Here is a 23668-nt window from a genome sequence, read left to right as displayed (position 1 = left end):
TAAATCAAGTAATATCACTATCCAAAAAGTGGTTTTACTAGATTTATATTTTTTGGTTTGTTTAAAAGTTCTTCTGTAGTAAATATAATTATTAATCAGTCCATCCTTCAAATAAAAATGCTTCTAACGTATTTGAGGGGTTATTGGGATCAGGAATAAATACAGTGTTTACTATTAGATGTCCATTTTTAAAATATGGAGTCAAGTCTGGGCGGTTATGCATCTTATAAAAATCAGATGCAAGTAAAATCAAGAAAATTCTAGTTGCACCATCGGGAATATCTGTTCTAGTTATGTGTTTTTTGAAATATTCTTGCGGGTGTTTAAGCTCATACATCCCACGAATTCGCAAATTAGTATTTTTCAATGGATCAGTTCCTATTGCTCTAGCTAATTCCTTAGATTTATTATTTAAAGTTGCGTTTGTTGATTTTATTGCTAGTCTTAGCTCATCGATTAAGTTTAAATAATTTTGTCTATCAGCTACCATAGTATTTCCATAGGCAAACCATAAAGTTATGAGCTTATTATTCTTATCATTTAGGTTTCCTGCAACATAAATTACTTCTTTTTTTGACCAACCAGTTTCAGTTATATCCTTAGGAAGATTTTGACTATCAGGGTATATATAATCTTTAGGATAAGAACTATTTAGAGCTAAAGTCGAGTAGCTGAGATTATTGAGCTTCTTCGGTTCTACGCCAACTCCCCCCTTCACAATAAAGTCAGGAAAATTAGTTGGATTTCCTTTCCAACTTAAATATTCATCATATATTCGCTCTTTCTCAGCCTCATATTGATATTGTGATGCTCCTGTACAAAACATATCTTTGACAAAATACTCTAAGCTATCTCCAGCGGCATTTGCCGTTCCGTTTGACCGAAAAATAGGTGTTAGGATGCTAGAATTCCTGTCCAATAAATTTTTTAAGGCAACTAGTACATTAGTCTTCGATTCTGTATACATTTGTGAGTTCTCCTTAATTTTCCATTTACTCTATTCTCTCATAAAATAAAATACTGGCCAAATAAATTTGTATGTGCTATGATAAAATTAAGAAACTAAGGAGATAATTGAAACAATGAAAAAAGAATTAAAAAAACCTTTTGTCTCTTCATTGGATTTAAATGCTGAAGAAATACAATTAGTTTTGAAAGAAAAAATTCAAGAAGAGAACGAGTATGTCGTGAAAAATATTACTAAAAAAGATGTCATTTCGGAAGAAAAAATTTTAAAAAATTTAAAGTATGAGGAAAATAAAATTAATATAGTTTCATTGTTCTCTGGCGCAGGTGGTTTAGACCTAGGCATTGAACTTGCTGGATTATCTGTTAAATATGGTGAGGATAAGGCATACAAGTTTATTAAAGATAGAAGTAGTTATGAAAAAATCAGAGAAAATGGTTTGGTGAACTTTTTATATTCAAATGATATATTTGAATCTTCAAACCAAACATATAAAGCTAATTTTCCTGATACTGTTGCAAAGATAGAAAAAGATATAAAAAAAATAGCTAGCTTTCCTAAAAGCGATTTAATGCTTGGAGGCTTTCCTTGTCCGGGTTTTAGCTCAGCAGGTCCTAGATTGCTTGATGATCCTCGGAATTTTTTGTATATACACTATATTAGAGCGCTTATTCAATCTAAACCAGCATTCTTTATTGCTGAGAATGTTAAGGGGTTAATGACTATTGGTAAAGGAGAGACATTAAAACAGATAAAGGAAGATTTTGAATCAGCAGGGTATGATGTTAGTGTTAATCTAGTTAACTCGAGAGATTATGGAGTGCCCCAATTAAGAGAAAGAGTATTTATAATCGGTGTAAGGAATGATATTCAAAAAAAATATGGTTTCGAATATGTATTACCTAATCCAACTCATGATGGGAAAATAAAACCTTTTGTCACATTGAAAGAAGCAATTGGGGATTTACCTCTCAAAGCAGTTGATGTTTTTGAAAGCTCCTATTCATCCATTTACATGAGTAGAAATCGGAAAAAAACTTGGGAAGACCAAAGCTTCACAATTCAAGCAAGTGGGCGACAAGCGCCTATGCATCCTCATGGATTGCCTATGAAAAAAATTAGTAAAGATAAATGGACTTTTGAAGGAGAATTTAATAGAAGGCTTTCTGTTAGAGAGTGCGCACGTATTCAAACTTTTCCTGATTGGTTTGAGTTCTCAGGAGGGGAAAAAGACAGTGTTTCTTTGTCTCATAAACTTAATGAACAATACAAACAAATTGGGAATGCAGTGCCTGTATATTTAGCTGAGAAAATTTCAAGACCTATTATTGAATTTATGTCGAAAAAAATGTTGTAGAGCTATTTAAAACATGTCGATTTTAATAACTAAATTTATGTCTTGTCGTTAGTTTAATTAACGGGTGTTCCTTGATGAAAATATAGTTTCCAGCTGCTGTTTTGATATTTCCAAACACTACTACGCAAACTTTTTTCATCGGTTGTATGGTTCCATAATGTATAAGTCGTCAATTGACTTTTTTTCCCTAAAGAATGCGACTCGAATTCTAAAATTTCATATTGGTCGGCAGGCAATGAGGCGCTCAAATAATCTTTTTTCTGCGTCTTCTTTCCTGATTTACCAAATTCCAGATAGTTTTCATCCAACAAATTTAAGATTTTAGTCATAGTTGAACGATTTTCTGCGTTTAGATGTATCATTTCAAGTTCATAAAAATTGCAACTCTGCTTTGGCATCATTATTTTTCTCCTTAAAACCTAGATTTTAAGCCCATTATAGCACTCTTTAAATGAATCTCCCTAGACTTTCACCTTTACTTTAGGTAAAATAGGAATGTCAGTTTATAAAAAAGTAAATTACCGGATGGTGAAATAAAAATGACAGATAAACCTGTTAAAATCAGACTGAAACATGTCACAAAACAATATGATTTACTTAAAAACAAAACAGAAAAGATTACGGCAGCACTTTTAAATAAAAAAACCGATAGTTTTTGGGCCCTCCGCGATGTAAGTATCGAAATTCGTGACGGCGAAACAGTTGGGCTTATTGGGATTAATGGATCTGGTAAGTCAACAATTTCAAGCATCATCTCTGGTGTCATCGTGCCAACATCTGGTGAAGTAGAAATAAACGGGGAGGCTTCTTTAATTGCGATACAAGTCGGACTTAAAGGACCACTTACTGGCATTGAAAATATTCGTTTGAAACTGCTTATGCACGGATTGACGAATAAAGAAATTGAAGCACAAATTCCATCGATTATTGATTTTGCGGATATTGGTGATTTTATCAACCAACCAATTAAGAACTATTCGAGTGGAATGAAGTCGCGTCTTGGTTTTGCGATTTCGGTTCATTTAGACCCTGATATTCTTGTTATTGATGAAGCACTATCAGTTGGAGACCAGACGTTTTATCAAAAATGTGTGGATAAAATTAATGAGTTTAAAGCGCGCGGGAAAACAATTATTTTCGTTAGCCATTCCATCACACAAATTAAAAATTTATGTGACCGTATTGTATGGATGCATTATGGGCGAATTCGCGAAGATGGTGATAAAGAAACCGTTTCAGAGTCGTATATTAATTTTGTAAATTGGTATAATAGCATTACGAAAGAAGCGAAGAAAAAATACATTGCGGATCGCCGTGAGGAACAGAAAATCGGGCTCGGACTTTCTGAAGAACGTAAGAAGCCGAATCAAAAAACGATTTCAAAAACGAATGTATTTATCGCTTGTTTTATTGCCGCATTAACCATTTTCTTCGGTTACTTAGTTGCAAGTGGTACATCATTTATGGGCTTATTCGCTGATGACTCGCCCCAAGAGCAAATCATTAGCCAAGCACAGTCAAATGAAAAAGTACCGATAAAAAAGTTTGAATAAATTTCAAATTGAAGAAGAAAGCAAAACTCATTTGGAATGACATCATTTTATCTAGTAAAAGTGTTTTAAAAGACTTGCCAAATGATGTAGGAGTATTTAACACGAGAGAATTAAATAAGCATAAATCAAGTAATGACCGTTTTTCAAGGTGGTATTATTACAAGATTTATGCTTTTTTGTTGTCCTAATTTATTTTTCCTTTAGTTCTTCCTCAAGGCGCAGTCGTTGTACTTTCATTGTAGCAGTGCGAGGAATGTCTTCGTAAGCCATGATGATAGGTTCATTGATATGTGGGAGATCGGTTAGTTCGTTAAACCAGGTGTCCCAATTCATTTCATAGCCGTCGCATACGGAGATAATGGGTTGCGGACTGCCGTCTTTGCCGCGAATAATCACGACTTCATCAAGAAATTCGAGGGAATCTAGCAGTTTGTCCTCAATGGCTAGGGTGCTTTCGATATTTTCAACAAGGTCGACTTGGCGATCAAGCAGGAATAGGGCGCCGGCCGCATTTTTCACGCCGTAGTCGCCACTGTCCCACCACAAATCATATGTATTTGAAGCGAAGCGTGCGTCTTCTTTGAAATAGGTGAGGGCTCTTCCTTTTGAAAGCATGTGGATATTACCAGGCGTGCCGTTTGAAACGGGCTCGCCTTTATCATTTACGATTCGAACTTCAGTAAGACCTTTCATTCCGTAACCCATGTTACGGGCGTCAAGGTTTTGAAGGCTCTTTTTAGTGTGAAAACGTAAAATCATTGGCCCGCACTCGCTTTGACCGTAAACTTGCATGAAAACTGGCCGTTTTTCGGAAGAAGTATTTAAAAAAGTGGCCATGGTTTCTTTGTTGATGGCATCAAATGTGGAGTGATAATATTTGACGGACTTGAAGGTTTGCGGCTTTTCGCGAGCGAGCGATACCCACTGAACAAAATTATTTGGGTGCGTTTCGACAATTTTCGGCTGGAATTTGCTAAAGATTTCCGCCACATGCTCTTTATTCGGGTTGGCAATTGGAAGTAGCGGGAAACCTTGTGACATTAGGGATGAAATGCCAATGTTAAAACGTGAATGAACGGGCGAAATATGAAAAGCAGCTAATTCTTTTTCACGAATGAGGCTTAAAATATTGCGCTGCCATTTGACGCGCCAGCCCATGGAGTTTGCGCTATGGGCGATTAATTTGGGAATCCCAGTAGTGCCAGATGTGTGTGTCATATAGGAAATCATATCTTTTGGGAGCTCTTCTTGTTGCGCGACTTTTTCTACGGAGAGGTTTGTAAGTTCTTCCACGCAAATTAATTGGTCAGCGGTTAAATTGGAGATGGCGCGTGCTTTATCTGCCGTTACTTCGTCAAAAAGTAAGAAAGGCAAATCTAAGCGTTCAGCTAAAATTTCCATCGTGGAAGTAGGTAGGTGTGGTGAAATCATTGCGGGGACCGCCCCGAGGTAACTTGCGGCCACGGCGAATAAATAGGTGTCAAATTTGGCGGATTTATAAATAATGATTTTGTCGGCTTTTTTGACACCAATTTTTTTTAACTTTGTGGCCTTTTGCACAATTGACTCTAAACAGTCAGCATAAGTCGTTTCTAGACCAAGATCTGGAAATCCGGCGAGCGTTTCATCAAAGAAAATAGGGGTGTTTGGGAAACGCTCTGCGGATTCTTTGAAATTAGTAAACAAATTTAACGGGACATAGGGATTATTCATACAAGTAACTCCTTTAATTAAGATGAGTTTATTATAACATCAAATGCTCAATCTTTTTGGTTTAAACTTTGCATGAATTCACTGTGAGTTTTCCAACTTAGAATTACACTACTGTCGATTTTATTTAAAGCATCATACAAGTAGCTGAAAATTTTCAATTCGTTCCGAACGTTTGGGTTGATGCATGATATGAGAACATTTTGAATGACTTCACCTTCAATTTGGACGGTGTGTTTTAAATGGACAAAGATGCCTAGAAATGGTGTACCGCGATTTGTTGTGCAGTGTGGAACGGCCAAATGGTTAATAACCAAATTGTTTTCTTTTGATTCCCGACTTACAATTTTTTCCCGTTCGAAGGTCGACAAAATCTCTTTTTGAACAAGAAAAGCCGTTAAATCTTGAATCACAGTTTGCCAACTCGCATCTTTTTCGTTGTGGAATTCGGTGGCAAATGCTTCCGGGAAATAATCGTCTAGATGCCTTTCAATATCGATTTTTTCAAGCAATTCGCGAATCGTCCGTAAATCTGTTTCTGTCAAAATTTGCCTAATTGTGAAGCATTCAGTTGTCAGTTGTGGCGCGGCGCTGTCTTGGTTGTTTAAGACCAGTTTAATAGCGCGATTTTGAACCAAATCTTGCAGTTCTAAGACATTCATCGCTAGTTTAACGTTCACATCTGGAATGGCGCGCTCAATTGTTTGTTTATTAATGCTTGCAATCGCATATTGGTTGGAGAAAAGCACAAGCTCTGTAGGCGCCGTCTTGATGCGGTCCATCGCACAAGAGAAATACAAGCCAATTAAATCAATATCATAAATTTGAATAGAGAAAGTTTGTTTAACTAGACTAATAAAATGAATGCTAAGATCAAAAGCAAGCGGATAAAGTGCCTTAATATTTGCGATATTGTGGAGTTTCCTATCCGCTAAAATAACCGGATAGGAAACACTTCGCTTTAGATGTCCAGCAAGGCTCGTCGCCAGTTCCATATCATAAACCGGTGTCTGATGCTCTTTACAAGTAAGTTGCAATAATTCTAAAATCTTTTTGGTTGAAAGCGATGCAATCATTTTATTTTGTTCCAAGAGAAAAGTTTGTACCATACTACCGATATTACTCGCACAAGGAATGCCCGATTGTTCTAAAATATCGTTAATTTTTGAATTAGGAAAATCGGTTTTATAATGTAGCGCATAAATTGCTAGACAAATACTGGCAATTTGAGCTGAATGGGCGTGTTCATAAGCGAACGCGTGACGTTCATGGCGTATGTTTTCTGTCAAGCTGTCAAAAACAGTAGGCGCCAACCCGAGTTTTGTTAAAAAGAAAGCGGGTTTTTGCAAAATCAAATTGGCAAGCAGTATAATTTTGCGGGATTTAGGCTCATCCAAAAAATGACCGTAATTTTTTTTTCGATAGGATTGAAAGCCGTTTAGCGTAACTTTGTTTTAATGACGTCATTTTATCGCTTAAAATCGGTTTTGATAAAAATAAGGTTTCAGATAAGTCATCGAGCGTGACAAAATCACGTGTTGCTAACTCAAATAAAAGGAGTTCTGCATCGCTTGCTGTGCGTTTTATAAGCTGATTAAAACTATTTTCGTTTGAAATTGTAAGCGAATAGCCGTTTCCAACCGAAGTGATTTGCGCAACTAAAATGAGTTCATCATTTAGCGCTTGAATATCTCGTAAAATGGTTCTTTTTGAGGCAGACAATTGCTTGGCAAGCTCTGGACCAGTTTGGTTCTGGTGGAGCAGTAGTTGAATCAAGTTCATTTGTCGCTCGTTCAAAGTTGTTCACCTCCTAATTTAAAGCTTTTTTCATACGATGAAGTCCATCTATTAGTTTACTTTCTGGGCAGGCTATATTTAGGCGAAGGAAGCCCTTGGCTCCGTACACGGCACCTGACATGACGGCTACTTTTCCTTTTTTGACTAGCGCTTCTTGCACGGCGTCATCCGTCAAATTTAAGCCGCGCACATCGAGCCAAGCGAGATATGTGGCTTCTGGTTTCGAAAATGCGATGTCTGGTAACTCGGTCGAAAAGAAATCGCGCACGAGGTTCATGTTTTTATCCAAGTAAAGAAGAAGTTCATCAACGTAGCTTGCTCCCTCATTATACCCCGCGATTAGCGCGTGCATCCCTAGAATACTAACCGATGAGAGTGCGTCCCGACCTTTTAATATGCGCAAAAAATCTTCCCGAAGTGCCTCGTCTGGAACGAGCAGATAGGAGCCGATGAGCCCCGGTGTATTCATCGTTTTACTCGCAGATGAGCAAATTGCAACTCGCTCTATCCCAAGGCTAAGAACCGGTGTGTAAGTAGAACCAGGATAAACAATATCCATATGAATATCATCTGAAATCAGAAAAACATCATTCGCTTTACAAAGGGCCATAATTTTTAAAAGCTCTTCTTTAGTAAAAACACGCCCAGTAGGGTTGTGCGGATTTGTTAGTAATAAAATTTTAGCCGTTTGAAGTTCCCTTTCAAGTGTGTGAAAGTCAATTGTATAACGTCCATTTTCAAGAAGCAATGGATTTAAGACGAGTTCACGTTTTTGTTCCTTAATGATATTAAAAAAAGCATCATAAAGTGGGGAGAAGACGACAATTTTATCATCTGGACGACTATTCAGCTCGATTAATACAGAAATTGCATAACAGACGGTGGGACTATAAAGGACCCATTCTTCCTTGAAATCTACATTAAACCGATTTTTATACCAGTTAGTGATACTTGATTTAAAGGCGTGATGATTCCATCTTGAATAGCCAAAAATACCGTGTGAAACGCGTTCACTAACGGCTCGAATAACAGGTTCTGGCGCTTTGAAATCTGTATCTGAAATAGAAAATGGTAATAAACCTTCCTCCGAAAATCGGTCCTGAATATAATCCCACTGCGTACAAAACGTATTTCTTCTGTCAATAACTTGGTCGAAATGATAGGTCATTAAAAAGCCCCTTTCTACTAGGCAAGGAAGCTTAAATTTAAGCTTCCTTCATACTGCTGACAAACTGCCATTTTCGTCACCGGCACCACCGCTCCGATGCGCTCCACTTCGGCACTCGGCTTTGCCTAGAATCTCACCATTTGTCAGCCGTCTGATTTTGCGTGGATCGTTTTGTTTTGTGTAAACTTTAAGTTTTTCTTCAAGCTTCCTTGTTTGTATTAAAACTGACTAATTTCCGTATGAATGGACGAGTTATATGTGTTGATAAATGAGGAAATGAGTTGCATGGTTACGTCATAATCATACCTAGAAATCATGCTTGAATTGGCATGTAAATAGCGTGTTGCTAATGTGAAGGCAATGACCGGACGCCCGGCTGCCATTACGTTGTAGCGTCCACCATCTGTTGCGCCGGTTTTCAGCGTACAAAATTGCAACGGGACATCCAGTTTTCCTGCCAAAGTTTTAAAAGCTTTTGTCAGTTTTTTGTGTGCGAGATAGCGTTTATCGAAGAGCGGAATGCCAGCACCACCGCCAAGTTTTAGCGGAAAGTGAATGGGATTAATGTTTGGCGTATCGCCAGCCACAAGTGTATCTAAAATAATCGCAATATCAGGTTCGATTTTTTGAACCGAAGTTTGCGCGCCCCGAAGTCCGACTTCTTCTTGTACCGTGGCAACACCGTAAAGAGTTGCATCAACATTGTCAAACGCTTTAAAAATTTCAACCATAAGCGCGCACCCCGCTCGGTTATCGAGTGATTTTCCAAGTATTTTATCATCCGAAAGCAGAGCGAAATTAGCTTCTGGGGTCACAAAATCCCCGATATTAACCCCTTTTTTTAATACGGCTTCATAAGAATCTGCGCCAATATCAATAAACATCTCTCTAACTTCAGCAGGTTTTTGCTTTTCCGTTTCAGAAAGTGCGTGCGGGGCAACCGACCCAATAATTCCTAGAACTTTTTCCCCGTCCGCCGTGCGAATTTGAACGCGGTGATTTAATAGACTTTGGCTCCAAAATGAACCTACTGTGTCAAAATAAATAAAACCGTTTGCTGTAATATGTTTAACAATGAAGCCGACTTCATCCATATGTGCCACAATGGCAATTTTTGGTCCACTAGAGCCTTTTTGTGCAATAAAACTACCTAAACCATCGTAACTAATAGTGTCTGCTGCACTTTCCAATTCTTCCTTTAAAATTTGTCTTACTTCTTCTTCGTCACCGCTGACGCTAGATGCTGTCACCAGTCGTTTCAGTAAGTTTGTCTTCATCTTTTAGTTTCGCCTCTTTCCGTTTCAACCAAATCGATTTTAACGTAATAATCAAGAAAATATTTAACGCAAGCCCAATGAAGAGCGCCAAATAGAACCAGTACCACGGCGACATAAGTCCGATTAACGGATCAAAAATCCCAATTCCTGGTGCCAAACGTTCCACACCAAACATAATCGTTAGAACGCCTGCAATTCCGCCACTAATTGTATTCGCTGTAATCATTGGCAGTGGTGCGGCAAGTGCATATGGAATCGCGGGCTCTGTTGCAACGGTAGCCCCAACAATGATGGAGCTTATGGCAGCACCTTTTTCTTGTTTAGTAAACAGGCGCGGCGCAATAAACGTAGCAATACCAGCGGCCATTGGTGGCATAAGTGCCACAACGCCAACAATTGCATACCAATCGTAAATCCCTTTATCCAAAAGAGCAAAGCAGAAGAACCATGCTGTTTTATTAATCGGTCCGCCCATATCAAAGGCAAGCATGGCACCGACTAGGAAGGCCGCAGCAAATTTCATCGATGCTGGAATCGTATTTAGGAAGTGAAGCATGCCGTCCATCATACCACCCATCAAAGGCCCAAGAACGTAGTAGGTTAAAATACCAAAAACAAATAAAGTGACGAAAGGAATAATCATCGAACCGAGGAGCGGCTGAAGTGCCTTGCCTAGTTTCACTTTACGGAAGTATTTGACAAAGTAGCCGACACCAAGACCGAGTACGACTGCACCGAGAAAACCCGCGCCTGATTGTGTACCAAGCATCGTATTATCATTGGCTAAATAAGTGACCAAAAAAGCAGGTGCAAATGCTGGCTTATCGCCAATGGAACTTGCAATATAAGCACCCATAATCGGAATCATAAATTTAAATCCTAAGTAACCAATGGATTCAACAATCCAAGTAAATGACGGATCACCGTTTGTCATATCCGTATAAGGCATACCAAATTGAACAAGCATATTGGCAATGGCAACAAGCAAACCGCCCCCAATAACGAACGGAAGTGCCGCTGAAACACCCGCCATAAGATGTCCCATGACAGAACCAGATGGTGTCTCCTGTTTGCCCATTTTAACGGCTTGGTCACTGCCAAAAGTTGTGGCTTTGCCATCTAAATCATCAAAAAGAGTTTCAATTTGCTTTAGCGCCTCAGAAACCTTTATCTCCACTACTTTTTTTCCAGCAAAACGGAAATAATCATCTTCGCTAATTGTGCGCCCTAGCGCTAAAATGACGTAATCCGCCGCTTTAATTTCTGCTGGTGTTAAGTGATTTTCAACACCACTTGCACCTTGCGTTTCTACCTTAATCGTGTGTCCAAGCGATATGGCTTTTTGCTCCAATGCCTCAGCCACCATATACGTGTGGGCGATGCCAGCGGGACAATTCGTGATTGCTACAATTTTCAAACTAAACCTCTCCCTTTTTTAAGAAATTACTGATCGAATGAGACTTGAAATTTGATTCTCCTCACTCGTTTTTAATGCGCTTACAAAATTGGTGTCGATGAGTTTTCTGCTAAGTTTTGCTAGCAGTTTTAAATGTTCTTCCCCACCGTTTGATGGAACCATTAAACAAATAAAACAAAATACAGGTTCTCCGTCCAGCGCTTGCCACTCAATTTGTTCCTTGCTTCTGAAAAACAACACGCCAACTTCCTTTACAGCATCTGACTTGGCGTGGGGGATAGCAATGCCTCCGCCAAATCCGGTAGTGGATTCTTGTTCACGCTTACATAAATCTTCAAAAAATAATTTTGTATCGTTTACTTTTCCCGTTTGGTAAGCTACTTCAGTAATGTTGCTTAAAATTTCCTCTTTCGTTTTTCCTTCTAATTGTAAATTAATACCATTTTCTACCATGATTGTCATCATTATCACTCCAATTTCTATCAATCAGGATCCTGATTTCATTATAGGAAAGAATCCATTTTAGAAACAGCACGTTTTTGTCACTGGGAGGGTGACATTTTGTGAAAGAATCGGTATAATAGCTTCCGAACGAGTAGAAAGAAGGGGCAAACATGAAAAAAAGCATGATGCTAAGAGCGATTGAAACTGTCACGAAAGTCGCGCATGTAAGGAAAATCTGGGATACAGAAGGGGAGGCTCTTCGAAAAAGTATTCTTAAAAAACAACAAAAAGCTGCATTACCAACTAAACTTGAAAAGAAATATGCTGTTTCAAAATATGAAATAGGCAAACATTCTTTTTTTGAAATAACACCTCCAAAAAAGACGGCACAAACGATTATCTATTTGGCTGGTGGTGGTTTTGTTCTGCCCATTACATCACTACACTACGAATTTATTGCGCAAATTGTCGAAGAAACCGGTGCCCGCCTAGTGGTACCAAATTATCCGCTAGCACCTCATTATCATGTAGATGATGTTATGGCGTTTTTAAAGGAAGTCTATTTGAAGTATCAAGATGGGCATGTGTCGCTCGTAGGTGATTCAGCTGGCGGAGCCGTTGCCATGTCATTTGTCCAGTTTTTGAAGCAAGAAAAACTCACTTTACCCCAAAAAGTGGTTGGAATTTCTCCGTTTATGAATTTTTGCCTAGATAATCCCGCTATTTATGAAGTTGAAAAACGTGATAATGTTGTGGGGACGACAGCGCTAAAGGAGATTCGTTCATGGTACGCGAACGGACGAGACTATACAGATAGCCTTGTGAGCCCATTTTTTGGTGACTACACGGGTATCGCAGAAATACTCATTGTATCGAGCACGCGCGACATTACAAACCCGGACACACACCTTTTTGCGGAAAAGGGACTGCCAAATGTGACCTATTACGAGGCAGGTGAGCTCCCCCATATTTATCCGCTTTTCGAAATCCCAGAAGCGGCAGAAGCCCGGGAGCTGATTTTTAGTTTTCTGGCGAGGATTTAAATGGGTGTCAGATTATTTGAAAAAGATAAGGCCGAGATGCTATACAAATCTGAGGAATAAATAAGGACAAAACGCGTTTAGAGTAGCGCGTTTTGTTTGTGTCTAGTAAGATAGAATAAATAAAAGTTTTTTGAAATGAGGAGATAAAAATGATTGGACCAAATCCAAATGTGCTTTATCCAAATCCCGCTATTCGTTCGGTTGCGTTTATTAAAAATTGCGTGACAAATCCAAATATTATAGTGGGGGATTATACGTACTATGACGACCCAGACGGACCAGAGAAATTTGAGGAGCATGTGGAGCATTTATATGATTTTCTTGGGGATAAATTGATTATCGGAAAATTTTGTGCGATTGCCAAAGGTATTACATTTATTATGAACGGGGCGAACCATCGTATGGCTTCTGCGACAACCTATCCTTTTAATATTATGGGTGGTGGCTTTGAAAAGGTGACGCCGCAATTGTCTGATTTACCGTTTAAGGGCGACACAATTGTTGGAAATGATGTCTGGATTGGACAAAATGTAACGGTGATGCCAGGTGTTCAAATTGGGGACGGGGCCATTATTGCTGCGAATTCTGTGGTCACTAAAAACGTGGGAGCGTATGAAATCTACGGCGGGAATCCTGCACGGAAAATAAAAGACCGCTTTTCTAAAGAGATAACGCTTTGTTTAAAAGAACTCGCCTGGTGGGACTTCCCAAACGACAAGCTGGCTGGAAATTTAGAAATATTGTGTGATACGGATTTGACGCTTGGAAAATTGCAGGGGATAAAATAGTAAAGACTAACCCCCTTAGTATAAAATGCCTTTTAAAGCTTCTAAACTAAGGGGATTAGTTTACATATCTTTTTCGCTAGAAATATCTGTTGTTTGAGTACTTATATAATCTAAATTTGAAAAGACACTATTATTAAGTTTTACATATCTAAAAGCTAATAAGTGGCCTTTTTTGTCACTAACATTAGTAAAAGCAAACTCTTTTTCATTTATTTGAAATTTAAAATATAAATCTAAGTCTGTGTAATAGAGGGTGACATAATACTTGTCATTTATTTTTTCTTTATCCACAATACTGTAGAATCCTGTAACGGTGTTCCCGTCCCAATTGGATATTTTTAGGGAGAAAACTATGCCAAATAGAACTACAAAAGTTGCGATAAATGCTCTGATGAAAAAACGCTTTTTAAACAGCTTGATTATGAGCAATATACCTAAACAAAGTAGTGCAACATTGCTGATGATAATACTAATCAAAAATAAGGTTGAAAAATCTTCTTCAGAGTATAGGAATACAAAAGCTGAAGATATGGCTATTGTTATTGTTAATAAGAGAGTTAACAAGAAGTAAATTATCGTTTTCATAAAATTATTCTCCTGAATTTTAATTCGTGATATTTTTTGTTTTCTCAGCACTGTGATCATTATAGGCTCCTATAACAACTGAAACACCAGATCCAGAAATAGATACACTCTTTGCCCCCGGTTTAGCATGTGCATATTGTGTTACTACTTTACGAGAAGTTCCTCTTTTCTTAGTTTGGAATAATTGCGTCTTTACTGTGCCACTTTTAACTCTCCAAAAACTACCTGATTTATTTTTGCTTTGTGAAAAGCTGAAAATTAATCCTTTATTCGGGCTAGTTTTAGTAGATGCAGTTTGTTTGCTTAATTTATTATTGAACCAACCACCTGTCCTAGCATCTCTAATACCATAAGTCAGATTTGAATAGTTGTATCTATTATTAAAATCACCAGACCAAGCCATTCCAATTTTATCAGAATTACCAAATGACAAAAAAGACTTTTTCCAAGTAAAAGAATTAGAAATATCATATACGGGCTGTGTTTTCGTTGATTTATTAACTACTGTTAAACTGAAACTCATTTTTGAAGTAGATATTGTTCCAGAAGATGTAACTGTATCGTTTTCTTCCAATTTTTCAGGTGCATTTTCTGGAGTGCACTCTAGTGCTTCTTGAAGAACTGCGTATTCAACATTTGAAACATGTAAATCTTCTTTAGACATTTCTTTAAGGTCTTCAAGTTCCTTTTGTACTTCTTCTATTTCTGCTTTATCCATCCCAGAGTCTATTAATTCTGTTTCGGGTGTAGTGAGAAATTCTTCTATAAATTCAATATTATCCGTAGTAACGTTACCATTTTCAATTTCTATACTTTCTGGATTTTCTAAAATGGTTTGCGCGTAATCATTTAACTCTGTTTCTGATAAACTAGCAACTACATCAGGATTATAGCCAAATTTAATTAAAGTTTGCTGTGCGGCAACACTGTCAATATTGTTTGCATATACAGTATTGCTCATCCCTGAGCTTATAACTATAATAAGTAGTACAGCCACTATTTTTTTCATCTCCTCATCTCCTTTTTCGTCAGTATATAATAATTATTTAAAAAAGTAAATAGACCTAAGCCAAAAGATGTGACATTGAAGACCTTTAAATTTAATTTATATCATGATATGATTTAGTTTATCAGTCGATTTAAACAGAAAGGGAAGGTTTTATGGGGAAAAAGGCTTATATAATAGTTGTTAGTTTGTTTATTTTTACTTTTATTGTGTCAAACTTATTTGCTACGACTAAAGATTCAGTTATAAATAGAGAACAATGGGCATTACAAAATATCGGGGAGAAAATACAAAATCAGATAGGTGTTAAAGATGTAGATTTAAAAGCAGAATTTTTATGGGATATTACATTAGGGAGTCCAGAAGTTGTTGTAGGTGTTTTAGATACAGGAATTAATGTAGAATTGGCAGCAATTTCAGATAGTATTTTAGATAAGGGTTATAATTTTTACTCAGGTAATAAAGACTTATATTCTGACTTCACAAAGGATTATCACGGGACAGCGATAAGTTCGATTATTGTCGGCGCACATAAAAGTGAAAATCCTGTTTGGGGAATCGCCCCTAAAACACGTATACTTCCATTAAAGTTTATGGAGGGGAGAAAAGGAAGCATAAAAAAAGCAATTAAAGCTATTGAATATGCTGGAAGAAATGGGGTAGATATCATAAATTGTAGTTGGGATACTGAGCAGTATAATCAGGAATTATATGAAACTATTAAAGAACATAGTGACATCCTTTTTGTTGTCTCAGCTGGAAAGAAGGCTGAAAATTTGAATGAGGTTCCAGTATATCCGGCTTGTTATAATTTAGATAACGTTATTTGTGTTGGTGGCGTCGAGAATAATGGAAAAATATCCGAATTATCTGGTTTTGGAAAAGAAAATATGGTTTTCGCACCAGGAGGGAATATACTAGCTTTAGATCCAAATAATGAAAAAATTTATGTTGATGGAGCTTCTTTTGCAACGGCTTATATTTCAGGTGTTTGTGCTTTAATAGAGGCAGAATATCCAAACATTACAACGCAACAATTAGCTAGTATTCTTAAAAAGAACAATAACGAATCGATAATAGATGTAAAAAAACTTGTTAATGATGTGAAACAAATAACGAACTGAATTTTATTAAAATTAGAAAGGGGGGATTATAGGTATTAAAAAAAGGAAGACAAAAAATAGAATTGAATTTTTGAATAACTTGATTTGGAAAATAAAAAAGCATAAGTCCATCATAAAAACATAATATAAAATGAGGTGATTAGTTTGTCGAAGATTATAATTGGTGCTGGTGAGACGAAACACGTGGGCTGGATTGTAACACAGGAAGCCGATTTTAACTTGCTTAGTGAGAGAGACTGGGAGAAACATGCTGAGCATGGTATAGATGCTATATTGATGGAACATGTGTTGGAGCATTTAACATTAGAGGAAGGGAAGCGCGCGATGAAATTTGCTTATCAGTATTTAAATGATGGCGGATATATTCGCGCAGCCGTTCCAGATGCTTTTTTTCAGAATGAAGCTTACCAAAATTTAGTCCAAATTGGTGGCCCAGGTCCCAAAAATCACCCAGCAGCAAGCCATAAAATTGTGTATGATTACTGCACATTTTCTTCTGTTTTTACGGAAAACGGCTTTTCAGTAACACTCTACGAATACTGTGATGAAAAAGGGAATTTTCATTATCGCTACTGGAATCCAGATGATGGCATGGTTGGGCGCTCGTTCCGTTTTGATACACGAAATAGCCCGGATAAACTTGGTATGGTATCTATCATTTTAGATGCACATAAGGAATTTGTAGTGTAAATCTTTGAATTACATAAAGCCACCCCTCTAAATGGGGGTGGCTTTATATTAATCTAAGTCTACATTATGATACACTTTCTGTACGTCTTCCAAATCTTCTAGCGCATCAATTAGTTTTTCAAATTTTTCTAAATCGTCGCCTTCTAAAGTGACCTCGCTTTGTGGGAGCATTTCGATTTCTGCCACTGTGAATTCTTCAATTCCAGAAGCTTTAAGCGCTTCTTGTACGTTGTGGAATTCAGTTGGTTCTGCATAGATAATCGCTTGACCATCTTCATCGATAATGTCACGCACGTCAACATCTTGTTCCATCAATAATTCAAGTAGTTCTTCAGAATCTTTGTTTGCCACGCCGAAAACGGCTGTGTTGTCGAACATGTAAGCAACAGCACCACTCACACCCATGTTTCCACCGTTTTTATTGTATGCCGCGCGGACATCACTCGCGGTACGGTTGACGTTATTGGTGAGTGCATCCACGATGACCATGGATCCGTTTGGTCCAAAGCCTTCGTACCTTAGTTCGGAATAGGTTTCATCGCCTGTTCCTTTTGCTTTTTCAATCGCACGGTCAATGATGTGTTTTGGCACGTTGTAAGTTTTCGCACGCTCGATAACAAAACGTAACTTTTGGTTGGCGTGAGGATCAGGTTCACCTTGTTTTGCAGCAACATATATTTCAATCCCAAACTTTGCATAAATTCGACTGTTATTTGTATCTTTTGAAGCTTTTTTTTCTTTAATATTTGCCCATTTACGGCCCATAAGAACACTCTCTTTCCATATTTACGTTAAAAACACTAATTTTATTATATCGGGTTAAAAGCGATTTGTTAAGCAGAAAATAAAAAAGCATTGTGAAATTGTGAGTATTTGGGCTATAATGAAGGAAATGAATGGAGGAATGTGTTTAAAATGTCAAATTTGCCAAATTGCCCAGAATGTAAATCAGAATATACTTACGAGGACCGTGGACTTTTTATTTGCCCAGAATGCGGTCATGAGTGGAGCGCGGAAGCGACAGCAACAGATGAGACAGAACTTGTTGTGCGTGATGCCAACGGGAATGAGCTAACAGACGGCGACACGGTTTCAGTCATTAAAGATTTAAAAGTAAAAGGAAGCTCCTCTGCTTTAAAAATTGGGACAAAAGTTAAAAACATTCGATTAGTCGAAGGCGACCACAATATCGACTGTAAAATTGATGGCTTTGGTGCCATGAAATTAAAATCTGAATTTGTGAAGAAAATATAAAAAAAGTGGAAATTCAATTCGAATTTCCACTTTTTTTAGTCGGACTATTTCTTACAAACCGCCATAAAAAGATCCGCATCTTGCTTCATAAATACATTTTCACCATGATGGAAAATATTAATTTCAGTAGACGAAAAACCCACTTCCTGTAGCAAATTGCGTAGCTCGGAAGCAACGAAACCATTATGAACTTTTGGATGGTAAACGGCTTCGTTTTTATCAAAATCGACGATAATTAAGCGTCCAGAAGCATTTAAACTGTTGTAAAATTGTTGCAAAATCAATTTTGTATCGGGAATGTGGAGTAAAACTAATGAAACAACGATAATATCTACTTTTTTTGCCAAAAGTTCTTTCGTTAAATCTGCAACCTCTGCTTTAGCATTTGAAATGGAATTTTTTGCAATTTTTTCTTGAATTATTTCCACCATGTTTGGAGAAGAATCAACGAGTAAAATATCTTTTACCAAATCCGCAAGCGCTAAACCAACGAGACCCGTTCCACTGCCATAATCTAACAACGTTTTTTCCTGTGCATCTAACAACTCCGAACGAATTTGTGTAGAAATCACTTGTGCAAGGCTAATTCGGTCAGAAGAATCATATTTTCTCGCCATTTCTTGAAAAACATTCTTTTCCATAGAATACCTCCTAAAAAAACAAAAACATGGTTTACTTACCCCAAATTAGGGCAAACCATGAGTATTCCTTGTCTATACTTATATTATACCAAATAAAAAATTAGAATTATAGACTGTTTATTATCTTTTTTGATTGCTATAATAAATCTACTTTGAAAGAGGAGGAAATCAGATGGGTACATTTGTTTATGATTTTCAGGAGATTGATCAGACGAAATTTCCTTTAGTTGGAGGAAAAGCAGCGAATTTAGGTGAGCTTAGAAAAATTCAAAATATCCGCGTCCCAGCAGGTTTTTGTATTACAACAGAGGCTTTCCAAAAAATGATGCAAAACTCAAGTGAGATACAAGACGCGCTCATCCAATTAAATTCCTTAAAAATCGACCAACAAAAAGCGATTCGTGAAACTTCCCAATTGATTCGTCAGGCCATCTTAAATCAAGCGATACCAAATGAAGTAGCGGATGAAATTAAATCCTTCCTTAGAAGTTACGGGACTGATTTTGCCTACGCAGTGCGTTCAAGCGCGACGGCAGAAGATCTTTTGGGCGCATCATTTGCGGGGCAGCAAGATACATTTTTGAATATCACAGGAGAATCTGCCATTTTAGAACACGTACGCAAATGCTGGGCGTCACTTTACAATGAACGCGCCATTATTTACAGGATGCAAAATGGATTTTTAGATGAGCCGAAACTTGCCGTCGTGATTCAAAAACTCGTGCCAGCTACGGCAGCGGGCGTGCTATTTACAGCGGATCCGCTTTCTGGGAATCGCCTAGTCACAACGATAGACGCGAGTTATGGCTTAGGCGAGGGCCTCGTTTCTGGGCAAGTTCAGGCGGACGTTTATAAAACAAAAAACGGCAAGGTTACGTCTCGGCTGGTGGCGCAAAAAGAGGTCGCTTTTTTTACTCAGGGAGAAAATGGGGTTCAAAAACAAGCGCTTAGTGAAAAGTGGCGCGCCCAACAAGTGCTTTCAAATGAACAAATTTTGGAGCTTACTACCTTGGGTGAGAAAATTGAGCAAAGTTTTGGCTATCCGGTCGATGTGGAGTGGTGCTTATTTGACGACAAGTTTTATGTGGTGCAAGCTCGTCCGATTACGACGCTTTACCCGCTGCCGAAAAATGAAGATGCCGTCAAGCGAATTTATTTGTCAGTTGGGCACCAGCAAATGATGACCGAACCGCTCTTACCGCTTGGCATGTCCGTATATGTTGCAACGTCCTTTGGCGAGCGGTTTCAAGCAGGCGGACGTCTATTCGTTGACGTATTGCCGCAACTTATTCCACCTGAAAGGCGCTATGCAATTTTAGAAACACTTGGCTCAGAACCGCTAACAAAAGATGCGCTCGTTACGATTTTAAAACGAGATGATTTTGCCGAATTGACAGACGAATTTGATGAGGCAAAAATTGTCGCAAACAAAGAGAAAAAGCTAGCTTCTGTGCCAGAAACGGTAAATCTCGACCCGCAAATTGTACCTGCAATTGTGAAAAAGCGTGAAAATGTGCTACATGAATTGAAACAAAAGATTAAGACGTTAACTGGCGTCGAACTCATTCAGTTCATTCAAAATGATATTGCTGAAGTAAAAGGCTTTTTGTCGAGCAAACAGACGATTAGCGCCATCATGGCTTCCATGGATTCTGCCGCATGGCTAAATGAGAAAATGCAGGAGTGGCTGGGCGAAATAAACGCAGCAGATGTGCTCTCACAGTCACTTCCAGACAACATTACTTCCGAGATGGGTCTCGCCTTGCTTGACGTTGCTGACACGCTCCGCCCGTATCCCGAAATCATCGCCTTCTTGGCACAGGTACAAGATAAACATTTCTTAAAAGACCTCCCTCGTTTTAAAGGAGGAGAAGAAGTGCGCGCTACCATACTCGACTACCTTGAGGCGTATGGTATGCGCTGTGTCGGCGAAATTGATTTAACAAAACCGCGCTGGAGTGAAGAACCAGAAATACTTGTCCCAATGATTTTAAGCAACATTAAAAATTTCGAGCAAGGTGCCCGTAAAGAAAAATTTGATGTTGGATTAAATGAGGCATTAGACAAGCGTAATGAGCTATTAAACCGTCTTTTGGAACTTCCAAATGGTGAAGCGAAAGTGGCAGAAACAAGTCAGGTGATTGAGACGCTTCGAATGTTCAGCGGCTTCCGTGAGTATCCAAAATACGTTATGGTTACGCATTATTTTGTGTATAAGCAAGCGCTTTTAAAAGAAGCAGAAACTTTACAAAGTGCTGGACTTATCAAGCAAGTAGAAGATATTTATTACCTCACGCTTTCCGAGCTAGAAGACGTATTTCAAACGCAAACCATCGACTACGAGAAGATTCAAAAACGAAAAGCCGAATACGCCTTATACCAAACGCTAACACCGCCTAGAGTGATGACTTCAGACGGGGAAATTGTGAGAGGGGCGTATAAAACGGAAGACATTCCTAACGACGCTATCCCAGGGCTTGCCGTTTCTTCTGGTGTTGCCGAAGGACGCGCCCGAGTGATTACTAAAATCGAGGACGCCGCACTTGAACCGGGAGACATTCTCGTAACCACTTTTACCGACCCAAGCTTTACGCCTTTATTTCTTGGGATTAAAGGATTGGTCACAGAAGTCGGCGGTTTGATGACGCACGGCGCCGTCATTGCACGAGAATACGGCCTCCCGGCAGTTGTAGGCGTAGACGGCGTAACAAGCCAAATCAAAGACGGCCAAATGATTCGCATAAACGGCACAAAAGGGTATATTGAAATTTTGTGAAGTGTATGTTGCTGTTAAAAAGATTCAAAAAATAAAGTAAGGCTAGGTACTGGTTTTCTTATTTTTACCATGTAACAAGATTGCTAAAAAAGCCCCCTATCCCGCGAAACGGAGTAGGGGGGAAAGGTACTTCGATTGTTTTAACTTGGTTAGCAGTCTCGTGATAAAGGGTCTTTTTTATTTTATGAATTTTCTATATACTCAAACCTAGATTTTTAATATATCTAAGATGCTATCATTCTGCTCTAACTTTCATATGTTTTTTCATTCGCTAGCATCTTTAAGTGATTCTTCGACTAAAGTGCTTTTCCCTTCATAATACGCCGCCGTTTACTTTGGCATTTTTAAATCTTTTCTACCTCCTCAGTCTCAGAATCTAGCAAGATAGAATTCTAAGGCCTTGATTTCGTTGTCATAATAACTGCTTTCTCAGGTCTCTTCTTAATTTATAAGTCTTTTACTTCTAAACCTACGTTTTCATTAACCGCTTCACACATTGCTTCTTCTAATACATTGATTAAATTTCCCCCATTTGTTGTCACAAAGTACTGAGCTAAATTAGTTATATCACTACTGATATTCTCCCCCCAAGGCGGAGTTTCACTTAAATTCTCTACATCCCAAACAATCTTGTTTGAAGGGATTTTACTCAACTCTATTTTAATTTCTTGTAATTCTTTTTGAGCAAATTTAATTTTTTCTTTTGACCAATCACCTGCATACATCTCCTTCATAATGACTGGAAACTTGCTCCCCCAATTCATGTTTTCTAAATTCACACATATAGTTGAAAAAAATGAATGAAAGAAATCTCCTGTTCCAATAGGAAACCATAAAAAATCTACTTTGATGCCTACAGCCATATTACTCACCTCTTAAATATTATTTCTACATTTACACCAGATTTTTCTAGAATTTTACTTCTTTCTGCGAAATGAAGGAGGAGGAAATTTCACTTTGCTCGTGTTATTTACTGGTAGCTTGATTAGTAAGATTTGGCTTGCTATTCGAGGATTATCAGACAGTAAAGCACCTTTTTATAATGTTTTTAAATATTCTATCTCTTCTTCCGTCCATTTTTGATGAACTAGCTCAAAAATCTGTGTTGAAAGAGCAATTATTTTTCTCCACTCTGAACTTTCTGCTATAGAAGAACTATCCCAATTTTTCATTTGATCTATTGAAAGGTACATTTTTTGTAAAGTCTTTCCTTTTCCTAAAATATTGGCATCTATGATGCCTTCATTCAATAATCTATTTAATGTAAATTCACTTAAATAAGCAGGGGCTTCTATAGCAAATTCTTCAAGCAGATAATATTCAATCATTTCATCTGATAGATTCAATACTTCCGAATTAGAATGCTTCAATGTTTCTAGAAACAAGCCAAATGATTCTCCAACTCTTAACATAGTATTCTTACCTCTCTTCCAATTTAGTCCATTTGTATTACTGTTCCTCCATCATCAGGAGTTGGAATATATCCGTCTTCAACTTTATATATTTTTACTTTTTTTGTTTTTCCAGTTGAAAATCCGTAATATGAACCTTTATGAATACCTCCTCCACCATGATAGAAAACACTACCATTTGGATGAGTGAACTTCCAACCTGAACCATTCCGTCCATATACTCCCTCAGTCCACTCAGGTCCTAAAATTGATTTGATTTCTATTTTTGTACTTCCATACAATCGTTCTGGATTTGCTACTATACCATAAAAGGAGCTTGGTTTCCATTGAACATTTCCAGCACCATACTTATCTTTAAAATAATTATTCCAATCTTTTCCGAATTTAGGAGTCTCTGCACCAAACTCTGTTTTAGGCGGGTTAGCCCCATTGGCTTTCTCAAAACTAACACTCCCCCGCATCGCAGCCACACTCAACCCTAATCCCATCACTGCATCCGTAAGCCCCGATTCATCTAACGTTCCCTTCACCGATTGCACGTAAGCCGATGCTCGAAGCGTACCGCCAACTACCCCTGAATACTTCGAGCCATCCATGTAATAAATGCCTTTTTTCCAAGATTGATTGATTTTTTCATTTAGGTCTTCATTCGTTATAAT

Annotated in this window: 23 protein-coding genes and 1 pseudogene; 8 read left to right on the top strand and 16 right to left on the bottom strand. The window is 38.0% G+C overall.

Features of this window, described 5'->3' with window-relative positions; all coding sequences use genetic code 11:
• Positions 1-91: 91 nt before the first annotated feature.
• A complete protein-coding gene (locus tag R8923_RS11830) occupies positions 92-967 on the bottom strand; it encodes an NgoPII family restriction endonuclease (RefSeq protein WP_485872960.1) in 876 nt (291 codons plus the stop codon).
• 115 nt (positions 968-1082) lie between these two features.
• On the opposite strand from R8923_RS11830, the gene R8923_RS11825 reads away from it, so the two are divergent.
• A complete protein-coding gene (locus R8923_RS11825) occupies positions 1083-2324 on the top strand; it encodes a DNA cytosine methyltransferase (protein WP_485872959.1) in 1242 nt (413 codons plus the stop codon).
• A 53-nt stretch (positions 2325-2377) separates the two neighbouring features.
• On the opposite strand, the gene R8923_RS11820 is transcribed toward R8923_RS11825, so the two are convergent.
• On the bottom strand, positions 2378-2725 hold the full coding sequence (locus R8923_RS11820) for a nuclear transport factor 2 family protein (RefSeq protein WP_485872958.1): 348 nt from the start codon (positions 2723-2725) through the stop codon (positions 2378-2380).
• Positions 2726-2863: 138 nt separating this feature from the next.
• Here R8923_RS11820 and R8923_RS11815 point away from each other — a divergent pair, with 138 nt between their 5' ends.
• Positions 2864-3877 (top strand): ABC transporter ATP-binding protein, encoded by a 1014-nt coding sequence (locus R8923_RS11815; RefSeq protein ID WP_485872957.1) that lies wholly within the window; start codon positions 2864-2866, stop codon positions 3875-3877.
• A 189-nt stretch (positions 3878-4066) separates the two neighbouring features.
• Here the strand turns inward: R8923_RS11815 and R8923_RS11810 are convergent, their stop codons facing one another.
• The 7 genes from R8923_RS11810 to R8923_RS11780 all read right to left on the bottom strand — a co-directional run bounded on the left by R8923_RS11810 (position 4067) and on the right by R8923_RS11780 (position 11708).
• Positions 4067-5590: an AMP-binding protein gene (locus R8923_RS11810; protein ID WP_485872956.1), complete on the bottom strand. Its 1524-nt coding sequence runs from the start codon at positions 5588-5590 to the stop codon at positions 4067-4069.
• Positions 5591-5637: 47 nt separating this feature from the next.
• Positions 5638-6984, bottom strand: coding sequence for a PTS sugar transporter subunit IIA (locus R8923_RS11805; protein ID WP_485872955.1), 1347 nt, complete (start codon positions 6982-6984; stop codon positions 5638-5640).
• Positions 6977-7384 carry an HTH domain-containing protein gene (locus R8923_RS11800; RefSeq protein WP_485872954.1) on the bottom strand — a complete coding sequence of 136 codons (408 nt, stop codon included), beginning with the start codon at positions 7382-7384 and terminating at the stop codon, positions 6977-6979. The genes R8923_RS11805 and R8923_RS11800 overlap by 8 nt, the downstream gene beginning before the upstream one ends.
• A 13-nt stretch (positions 7385-7397) precedes the next feature.
• Positions 7398-8552 (bottom strand): MalY/PatB family protein, encoded by a 1155-nt coding sequence (locus tag R8923_RS11795; RefSeq protein WP_485872953.1) that lies wholly within the window; start codon positions 8550-8552, stop codon positions 7398-7400.
• Positions 8553-8770: 218 nt separating this feature from the next.
• Positions 8771-9829, bottom strand: coding sequence for a zinc-binding metallopeptidase family protein (locus R8923_RS11790; protein ID WP_485872952.1), 1059 nt, complete (start codon positions 9827-9829; stop codon positions 8771-8773).
• Positions 9789-11246, bottom strand: coding sequence for a PTS fructose-like transporter subunit IIBC (locus tag R8923_RS11785; RefSeq protein WP_485872951.1), 1458 nt, complete (start codon positions 11244-11246; stop codon positions 9789-9791). The genes R8923_RS11790 and R8923_RS11785 overlap by 41 nt, the downstream gene beginning before the upstream one ends.
• 18 nt (positions 11247-11264) lie before the next feature.
• Positions 11265-11708: a PTS fructose transporter subunit IIA gene (locus R8923_RS11780; RefSeq protein WP_485872950.1), complete on the bottom strand. Its 444-nt coding sequence runs from the start codon at positions 11706-11708 to the stop codon at positions 11265-11267.
• Between the two features lie 152 nt (positions 11709-11860).
• Here R8923_RS11780 and R8923_RS11775 point away from each other — a divergent pair, with 152 nt between their 5' ends.
• Together R8923_RS11775 and R8923_RS11770 are read left to right on the top strand one after the other, a co-directional pair.
• Complete coding sequence (locus R8923_RS11775; RefSeq protein WP_485872949.1) at positions 11861-12733, top strand: alpha/beta hydrolase; 873 nt, start codon at positions 11861-11863, stop codon at positions 12731-12733.
• 149 nt (positions 12734-12882) lie between these two features.
• On the top strand, positions 12883-13521 hold the full coding sequence (locus tag R8923_RS11770; protein WP_485872948.1) for a Vat family streptogramin A O-acetyltransferase: 639 nt from the start codon (positions 12883-12885) through the stop codon (positions 13519-13521).
• Positions 13522-13581: 60 nt separating this feature from the next.
• Here R8923_RS11770 and R8923_RS11765 read toward each other — a convergent pair whose 3' ends face one another.
• Complete coding sequence (locus R8923_RS11765; protein WP_485872947.1) at positions 13582-14106, bottom strand: hypothetical protein; 525 nt, start codon at positions 14104-14106, stop codon at positions 13582-13584.
• Between the two features lie 19 nt (positions 14107-14125).
• Positions 14126-15115: a hypothetical protein gene (locus R8923_RS11760; RefSeq protein WP_485872946.1), complete on the bottom strand. Its 990-nt coding sequence runs from the start codon at positions 15113-15115 to the stop codon at positions 14126-14128.
• Between the two features lie 152 nt (positions 15116-15267).
• Between R8923_RS11760 and R8923_RS11755 the strand changes: the two genes are divergently transcribed.
• Together R8923_RS11755 and R8923_RS11750 are read left to right on the top strand one after the other, a co-directional pair.
• Complete coding sequence (locus R8923_RS11755) at positions 15268-16236, top strand: S8 family serine peptidase (protein WP_485872945.1); 969 nt, start codon at positions 15268-15270, stop codon at positions 16234-16236.
• Between the two features lie 144 nt (positions 16237-16380).
• Positions 16381-16926, top strand: a complete 546-nt coding sequence (locus R8923_RS11750; protein ID WP_485872944.1) for a class I SAM-dependent methyltransferase — start codon at positions 16381-16383, stop codon at positions 16924-16926.
• A 48-nt stretch (positions 16927-16974) separates the two neighbouring features.
• On the opposite strand, the gene R8923_RS11745 is transcribed toward R8923_RS11750, so the two are convergent.
• Positions 16975-17691: a YebC/PmpR family DNA-binding transcriptional regulator gene (locus R8923_RS11745; RefSeq protein WP_485872943.1), complete on the bottom strand. Its 717-nt coding sequence runs from the start codon at positions 17689-17691 to the stop codon at positions 16975-16977.
• Positions 17692-17841: 150 nt separating this feature from the next.
• Here R8923_RS11745 and R8923_RS11740 point away from each other — a divergent pair, with 150 nt between their 5' ends.
• On the top strand, positions 17842-18180 hold the full coding sequence (locus R8923_RS11740; protein WP_485872942.1) for a zinc ribbon domain-containing protein YjdM: 339 nt from the start codon (positions 17842-17844) through the stop codon (positions 18178-18180).
• A gap of 44 nt (positions 18181-18224) precedes the next feature.
• Here the strand turns inward: R8923_RS11740 and R8923_RS11735 are convergent, their stop codons facing one another.
• Positions 18225-18821 (bottom strand): class I SAM-dependent methyltransferase, encoded by a 597-nt coding sequence (locus tag R8923_RS11735; protein ID WP_485872941.1) that lies wholly within the window; start codon positions 18819-18821, stop codon positions 18225-18227.
• Between the two features lie 172 nt (positions 18822-18993).
• Between R8923_RS11735 and ppsA the strand changes: the two genes are divergently transcribed.
• Complete coding sequence (ppsA, locus tag R8923_RS11730) at positions 18994-21597, top strand: phosphoenolpyruvate synthase (RefSeq protein WP_485872940.1); 2604 nt, start codon at positions 18994-18996, stop codon at positions 21595-21597.
• 446 nt (positions 21598-22043) lie between these two features.
• On the opposite strand, the gene R8923_RS11725 is transcribed toward ppsA, so the two are convergent.
• The 3 genes and pseudogenes from R8923_RS11725 to R8923_RS11715 form a co-directional block, all read right to left on the bottom strand.
• Positions 22044-22460, bottom strand: coding sequence for an immunity 70 family protein (locus R8923_RS11725; protein ID WP_485872939.1), 417 nt, complete (start codon positions 22458-22460; stop codon positions 22044-22046).
• Between the two features lie 174 nt (positions 22461-22634).
• The gene (locus R8923_RS11720; RefSeq protein WP_485872938.1) at positions 22635-23009 is read right to left on the bottom strand and encodes a hypothetical protein; all 375 of its coding nucleotides are present in this window, start codon (positions 23007-23009) and stop codon (positions 22635-22637) included.
• 23 nt (positions 23010-23032) lie between these two features.
• Positions 23033-23668 (bottom strand): annotated as a pseudogene (locus R8923_RS11715) (LXG domain-containing protein); the annotation flags it as partial.

This window comes from Listeria tempestatis (assembly GCF_963575625.1).
Classification (GTDB): domain Bacteria; phylum Bacillota; class Bacilli; order Lactobacillales; family Listeriaceae; genus Listeria; species Listeria tempestatis.
The sequence above is the reverse complement of the archived record's forward strand: the minus strand, read 5'-3'. Positions and strand labels throughout refer to the sequence as shown.